Consider the following 7,910-nt stretch of genomic DNA (forward strand, 5'->3'; position numbering starts at 1 on the left):
TTTTTTTGATTAGATATGCGGGTCGTTATATAAAATAAAATACTATGTTTTGGTAAACATTTAAAAGGAGAAGAAATGAAGTATAAAGTTGGCTTGGCGCTTTCGTTGGTCATGGCATCTGTGTTGATGGGCGAGACATTTGAGCTTGGAAAAATCGAGGTAAGTGATGCTAAGGAGATCGGGTACTCTTCAACGACAACGGTTCTTGATTCGCAAACCATGCAAGACAATGAGCGCACAACGGTGGTTGATGCCCTCAATACGCTCTCAGGCATTAGCATTCAAAACGGTGGCGGCAGAAACGAGCAGATGGTGATGGTCAGAGGTTTTGATGTGAAGCATGCCCCTCTTTTCATCGATGGTATTCCTATCGCTGTACCTTACGATGGTTATGTTGATTTTAGTCGTTTTACGACCTATGATCTTTCTCAAATCGAGGTGAGCAAAGGCTTGACTTCCGTACTTCTTGGACCAAACACGTTTGCTGGTGCTATCAACATGGTCACCAAAAAACCAACCAAAGCGTTTGAAGGTGAAGTGGGTGTGGGCGTATTTAGTGGTAATGGCAAAGATGGCTACATTACCGCTGGAACGAATCAAGGCAGTTTCTATGGGATCGTTTCGCTTTCAGGTTCACAAAAAGACAGCTATCCTCTCTCGGGAGATTTTCCAAGTGGTATAAAATACGAAGATGGTGGCAGTCGCAATAACTCAGCTTCCAAAGATGGTAAGGTGAATCTTAAAGTTGGATACACTCCCAATAATAGTGACGAGTACTCATTTAACTACATTAAGCAACATGCGACCAAAGATGTTCCACCTTTTGCGGGTGTGATTGATGGTACAATCATCAAAGATTCAAATCCAAACACAAGCGGTGGTGGAACGGTACACTTCTGGAAATGGGACTATTGGGATAAAGAGAGTTATTATTTCCTCTCCAAAACCGATTTTGACAACTGGTATGTTAAAACAAGAGCCTATTATGACATTTTCCAAAATTCATTGCTCATGTACACAGACCCTACTTATTCAACACTCTCAAATGGGGGAAGTCTTGCAAAAGCCTCCTCAAATCCAAGTTTTTATGATGACAATACAAAAGGTGTCTCTGTTGAAACAGGCGTAAAACTTTTTGAAGCAGATACCTTAAAATTTGCGTTGCATTACAAAGAAGATACCCATAAAGAGGGTTCAACCAATGGATGGACAAAAGCGGCTAACCCTGAATACACCATGCAAGATGATATTTCATCCTTTGGCGTAGAGTACAAAAGAGCACTGACTAACAGTACTGCATTGATTGTTGGAACAAGTTATGATTGGGAAAAGGCACAAAAAGCACCCAATACTAACTATGGAGCAACAGGAAATTATTTTTCTGATGCGGCTTTAACAACACCTATAACCAGTTATGCGACATTGAAAAATTTTGACTTGGGAGAAGCTTCTTCCTTAAATCCAATGGCAAAATTAGAGACAAAAATTGATGAAACTACCTCAATTTACGGGGGTATTTCGAAGAAAAGCCGTATTCCTTCGATTAAAGATCGCTACTCTTTTAAAATGGGCAATTACGTTCCAAATCCTGACTTGCAAGAAGAGAGTATTGTCAATTATGAAATTGGTGGCACAAAATCGTTTGATCTTGTCACCTTTAAAGCAGCACTCTTTTACGCAGACATTAGAGATTATATCCAAAGTGCCTATGTACCCATTTGGTATAAGCCTACAGGTGCAGCAGTGCAGCAACAACAACTTAAAAATATCGGCGAAGTGAGTGAAAAAGGCATTGAGCTTGAGGCTTCTTTTCTGCTCGCAGATCATTTTTCATTTGATGGAAGCTATACCTACCTTGATATGAAAAATGAGACCGACAGTAATGTCAAAATCACCGATGTTCCGAAACACAAGTTTTTTGCTTCAACCAAATATGAGTTTACGAAATCACTCGCTTGGATACTCTCTTATGAGTATGATTCTGAGCGTTTTACAAGCTATGTGCTTTCAGGCTCTAATATCTACTACTCCTCTGGGGATGCTTCTATTTGGGGAACAAAATTGGTTTATAATCCAACAAAAGAGTTGGCATTTGAAGCAGGCGTTAAAAATCTTTTTGATGAAAATTATTACGTTAATTATGGCTATCCCGAAGCGGGACGTGTCTTTTATGGCAATGTAAAATATAAATTTTAGCCTTTACATGTAAAAGCAGTTCAGAGAGCTTTAATGTTCTCTGAACTATACTTCACACATCTGCTTTGCTCCTCTAAGTAATATGCTTAATTTGCACATTTAAGTTATTTTTAAGTTTTTTCACTACTTTTTTTTCACCATTTTCACCTAAGCAAATCTGTGGTACATTTTCTAAAAATTGGTAAACAGTTGTTTACTGATACGACATAATGCATCGTAAAAAAAGGGTCTTGTTTCTACAAAGATTCCGTGTTTATCCCTTGTTTTCGAGCTTTTTAAAATGTTTCAACATCGTTAGACTCTATCGGTCTGTTTTTGTTGACTTTAGGAAAAGAGGAACAAAGAGATGATAAATAAAGAATCGGTTAATAAAGCCCGCTCACTCTACTATGGATTTTTGAGCAAAATATTTGTTTTCACTACAAGCGAGGATCGTTACAAAGGTGTTTTAGAAGCACTCGATGTGATGATTGAAAACCCAATTGATGAAAATTCTGCTGAAGCACTCAAAGAGATTAAAGCATTTTTAGTTGAACAAGGTCAAAATGCGCTTATTCAAGAGTACGATGATATCTTCCATAACCCTGCCTATAAAGTTGTTCGCAATACCGCTTCGTATTATGATGAAGGCGTTGAAAGCGGACACCAACGACTCGCCGTTAAAAACTTCTTAGCCAAAACCAAAATCAGACGTAATGAAAACTATTTTAAAGAGAATGAAGACAGCGTTGGTTTTATCTTTACGTTTATGCACGAACTCATTGAACTGATCATGCTAAATCAAAAAGAGTATGAAAATATTCAACATTGTCTTTTCACTGAAGTGATTAATCCTTTTGTGGATGAATTTATCATCAATGTTTATGAACACCCAATGTCCAAAACTTACCAATCCATTGCCATTGTTCTTAACGCTTTTATGACGTTTGAACGTATGTATTTTGAAGTGGCAAAACCACCCCTTAAAGAAAAGGTCAGAGTTCAAAAACCCGTTGAAGTCATCTCTGGCGCAGAAGCAAGACGAAGAGCGGAAAACAAAGCCAAAAAAATGGCGGGACTTGAAGCAAAAGTGGAGCGTGCAGTACGCTAGTAACCTAAAGAGGTTGCTCAAGAAAATGATGATTTTTTTGAGCAATCTCTTGCAAAAGAGATTAATTTATACAAGGAGCATTGTATGAATGAGAGCAGACGTGGCTTTGTCGCAAAAGCTGCACTTGTCGGCGCTGTCGCTGCCGTTGGTGTTGTGAGCGCACAAGCAAGTTCTTCTGGTTCAAAAGGTACAAATGGCGTTGTTGTAGGTAAATCTAAAAAGAAAGAGATTACTTATAAGAAAACACAAGCATGGGAAGATTATTACAAATCTGCCCTATAAAATAGGAGGCATAGAGTTATGAATAATGCTACAGCTCGTGCTCTAACAACGACCGTAGGTCGTCGTTCATTCCTCAAAATGGCAGCCGTTGCTAGCGTATTTGGCGCAACTTCGGGTTTTGCTGGTGAGAATGTTACAAGAGCCGCAACAGAGGAAGAGGTTAAAAACCCATTCCCAGGAAGTAAAAAAGTTAAAACCATCTGTACATCATGTTCCGTAGGATGTGGTGTGATCGCAGAAGTTCAAAATGGCGTATGGGTTCGTCAAGAAGTTGCTCAAGACCACCCAATTAGCCTTGGAGGACATTGCTGTAAAGGTGCAGATATGATCGATATGGTCAGATCTGAAGTACGCCTCAAATACCCAATGGTCAAAGAAAATGGTCAGTGGAAACGTCTTTCTTGGGACGATGCGCTTAATCGTATTGCCAATAAATTAGCAGAGCTTAAGAAAAAAGATGGTCCTGATGCTGTTCAGTTCTTAGGATCAGCCAAAATGAGTAATGAGCAAGCATACTACTTTAGAAAGTTCGCTGCATTTTTTGGAACAAATAACACAGATCACCAAGCTAGAATCTGACACTCTTCCACAGTCGCCGGTGTGGCGAATACATTTGGATACGGTGCTATGACAAACTCTCTTGGAGATATTCAAAAGTCTAAGTCTATCATTATTTTTGGAGCAAACCCAGCGGTTAACCACCCTGTTGGTTTCCAACATTTCTTAAAAGCGAAAGAGAGAAACAACTCTCAATTGATCGTTATTGATCCACGTTTTACAAAAACAGCGGCAAAAGCAGATATTTTTGCGCAAATTCGCCCAGGAACAGATATTCCGTTTATGTATGGAATGCTCAATATCATCTTCAAAAATGGTTGGGAAGATAAAGAGTATATTCATGACCGTGTTTACGGTATGGATGACATCAGAGCTGAAGCTGCCAAATGGACACCTGAAGTTGTTGCCGACGTCACAGGTGTGAGTGCTGAAAAACTCATTCAGATTACAACGCTGTATGCGAAAAATCGTCCTGGCACATTGATTTGGGCTATGGGTCTTACACAACACAGTATTGGAACATCTAATACACGTATGGCTCCGATTCTCCAACTTGCTCTTGGTAACATGGGAAAAGCGGGTGGCGGTACGAACATTCTTCGTGGACATGACAACGTTCAAGGTGCTACGGATATGGGCTGTTTGGCAGACTCACTTCCAGGGTATTATGGTTTAGCAGCGGGTTCATGGAAATACTTTGCAAAACAGTGGGGCGTAGAGTATGACTACATCGCTTCTCAGTTCAAAGACCCTTCATGGATGGAAAAAAATGGCTTCTCACTTGCACGTTGGTGGGCAGGTGTTCAAAATGTGAAGTCAGACGAGAAAATTGAAAATGCAGGCACGCCTCTAAAAGCATTGGTTGTTATGGGTAATGGTATTACTTCCGTTGCACAACAAGCAAAAATCAAAGAGGGTCTTGATAACCTTGATCTCCTTGTTCTTGCAGATCCATTTGTTAACGAAGCGGCTATCTTAACCGATAAAAAAGACAATGTCTTTATTCTTCCAGCGGCTACGCAGTTTGAGACCAGTGGTCTTGTTGTTGCAACCAACAGAAGTGCGCAATGGAGATACAAAGTTGTTGAGCCACTTTACGAGAGCAAACCTGATCAAGAGATTATGTTTGAGTTAGCGAAGCGTTTAGGTTTCTATGAGCAATATACTAAAGCTATGTTGATGCAAGAGACCAAAGATGGCAAGCTTGAAATGATTCCTGAGAAGAAAGCATTTACATGGCCAGAAGATGCGACCAATGAAATTGCACGTATCATTAAAACGATTGGTCTAACAGGCTGGACAGCAGAGCGTGTCAAAAAACATACTGACAACTGGCACATGTTTGATGAAGTAACAGGTGCAGGTATGGGACCAATGAAAGGTGAATTCTACGGACTTCCATGGCCTTGTTGGACAAAAACACACGGTGGTAGTCCAAACCTTTATGATACAAGTATCCCTGTAAGCCAAGGCGGCATGGGCTTTAGAAATAACTTTGGTTTGGAAAAAGATGGTGTCAATCTCTTGGCAGAAAAAGGCTCTTTCCCTAAAGATTCTAAAATCGAAACGGGTTACCCTGAAATTACCAAAGAGAACATCGAGAAAGTACTTGGCATTACGCTTACTGAAGAAGAAAAAGCGGCATGTGGTGCTAACTGGAAAGTCGATAACAGCGGTATTTTGGTTCAAAAATGCTTGGAAGCGGGTGTTTGTCCTTATGGTAATGCCAAAGCGAGAGCGATTGTTTGGAATTTCCCAGATAAAATCCCTATGCACAGAGAGCCACTCCATTCACCAAGAACAGATTTGGTCGCAAAATATCCATCGTTTGCAGATAAAGCAAACCACTTCCGTGTTATGACGAAGTATGCTTCTGTTCAGAGCGCACAAGACTATGCTAAAGATTTCCCAATCAACATGGTTACAGGTCGTTTGGTAACGATGAATGGTGCGGGTATTGAAAACCGTGCTTCTAAATACATCGCTGCCTTGACTCCTGAGATGTTCTGTAACGTACATCCAGACTTGGCACTCAAGCATGGTATCAGAAATGGTGAAATGATGTGGGTACATTCTCCTGAAGGTACTAAAATCAAAGTGAAAGCGAAGTATTCATACAGCGTACTTCCTGATATGGTCTTTATGCCATTCCACTTTGCAGGCTACTTCCAAGGAACAGATAGAACGGGTAATTTCCCAGCAGGAACGAAACCGTATGCAAGCGGCGAGAGTGTCAATACCGTCACAAACTATGGTTACGACATCATTACTCAGATTCCTGAAACTAAGGGCGGTCTATGCCGCATCGAAAAAGCGTAGGGGGTGAGAGATGGATTACGCAAGAATGAAATTTTACTGCGATGAGAGCAGATGTATAGAGTGTGATGGCTGTTCAATTGCCTGTGCAGAAGCGCATGAGCTTCCAACAGGTATTAGCAGACGTAAAGTCGTTACCATTAATGAAGGTATTCCAGGCAAAGAGTTTTCAACTTCAATCGCCTGTATGCACTGTACCGATGCGCCATGTCAACAAGTCTGTCCCGTCGATTGTTTCTATATCAGAGAGGACGGCATCGTTCTTCATGATAAAAACAAATGTATCGGTTGTGGCTACTGCTTGTATGCTTGCCCATTTGGTGCTCCACAATTCCCAAGAGATGGTGCTTTTGGCGCTAAGGGTGCTATGGATAAATGTACCATGTGTGCTGGTGGACCACTTGAGACAAACTCTGAAAAAGAGAGACACCTTTATGGTCAAAACAGAATCGCTGAGGGAAAAGTGCCAGTGTGTGCAGCAATGTGTTCAACTAAAGCACTTTTAGTAGGCGATGCAGAATCAATATCGAATGTTTACAGAGCGCGTGTTATGACTCGTGGTGGAAAAGGCGCAAACTCTCCTTATGGATGGGATAAAGCTTATAAAAACCAATGAAAGGAGCAGCAATGAGAAAGTATGTAACTATGATCATTGCAGCTCTGAGTTTGGCATCAGTGGCATTTGCCACTGAAAGCCAAATCTGGGGTGAGATGCGCATACAAAATATTTTAGGATACGATAAAGAGGGAAGTACCCATTTAGGACCTTTGTTTACCATGTTACAGCATCAATACTTCGCATGGATATTCCTAGGAGTTCTAATTGGAGTTCCTTTAGCTTTCTTTATCCATTATAAGATTATAGGACCTAAAGTCTTTCCACACAGTGCAAAGAAATACTATGCCTTTAATCTCTATAATAGAATAATCCACCAAGTAGCAGCCGTCAGCTTCTTGGTGATCGTACCCACAGGATTTATCATCGTCTTTGGTGACTTCTTTGGAGGTGGAACCTTGGTGAGAATGGCAAAGAACCTTCATGGCATCTTTACCATACCTTTTACCATCGTGGTCATCCCAATGGCACTTATGTGGCTTAAAGAAGCTCTCTTTAATCTCGATGATATTAAATGGTTTATGATCCTAGGAGGTTACCTCTCTAAAGAGAAAAAACCAATCTTGGCAGGTAAGTTTAATGCCGGTCAAAAGATGTGGTACTGGGTAGCCATATTAGGTGGTATTACCATGATACTTAGTGGTGCCATAATGTTCTTCCTAGACTTTAAAATGCAAATGTTGCATGATCTAACCGGTCTGTCTCAAATAGACCTGCTAAGAGCAGCAGCAATCATTCATAATGTGATGGGATTTGCCGTGGTAGCACTCTTTATTACCCATGTGTATATGTCTATGTTCGCTATTAAAGGAGCAGTGCAGAGTATTATTACAGGGTATGTTGAAGAAGAAG

6 protein-coding genes are annotated in these 7,910 nt (G+C 40.6%); all 6 read left to right on the plus strand.

Annotated features, from left to right (window positions below):
- The first annotated feature begins 75 nt into the window (after positions 1-75).
- Complete coding sequence (locus N0B29_RS10160; protein WP_263833610.1) at positions 76-2,196, plus strand: TonB-dependent receptor plug domain-containing protein; 2,121 nt, start codon at positions 76-78, stop codon at positions 2,194-2,196.
- 346 nt (positions 2,197-2,542) lie between these two features.
- Positions 2,543-3,286 carry a TorD/DmsD family molecular chaperone gene (locus N0B29_RS10165; RefSeq protein WP_263833611.1) on the plus strand — a complete coding sequence of 248 codons (744 nt, stop codon included), beginning with the start codon at positions 2,543-2,545 and terminating at the stop codon, positions 3,284-3,286.
- An 84-nt stretch (positions 3,287-3,370) separates the two neighbouring features.
- A complete protein-coding gene (locus N0B29_RS10170) occupies positions 3,371-3,568 on the plus strand; it encodes a twin-arginine translocation signal domain-containing protein (protein WP_263833612.1) in 198 nt (65 codons plus the stop codon).
- Between the two features lie 18 nt (positions 3,569-3,586).
- The gene (locus N0B29_RS10175; protein ID WP_263833613.1) at positions 3,587-6,445 is read left to right on the plus strand and encodes a formate dehydrogenase subunit alpha; all 2,859 of its coding nucleotides are present in this window, start codon (positions 3,587-3,589) and stop codon (positions 6,443-6,445) included.
- A gap of 10 nt (positions 6,446-6,455) precedes the next feature.
- Positions 6,456-7,058, plus strand: a complete 603-nt coding sequence (fdh3B, locus tag N0B29_RS10180) for a formate dehydrogenase FDH3 subunit beta (RefSeq protein ID WP_263833614.1) — start codon at positions 6,456-6,458, stop codon at positions 7,056-7,058.
- A gap of 11 nt (positions 7,059-7,069) precedes the next feature.
- Positions 7,070-7,910, plus strand: an 841-nt coding sequence (locus N0B29_RS10185; protein ID WP_263833615.1) for a formate dehydrogenase subunit gamma, incomplete at its 3' end; no start/stop codon positions are given.

Origin of the sequence: Sulfurospirillum oryzae (assembly GCF_025770725.1) — a bacterium.
Taxonomy (GTDB): Bacteria; Campylobacterota; Campylobacteria; order Campylobacterales; family Sulfurospirillaceae; genus Sulfurospirillum; species Sulfurospirillum oryzae.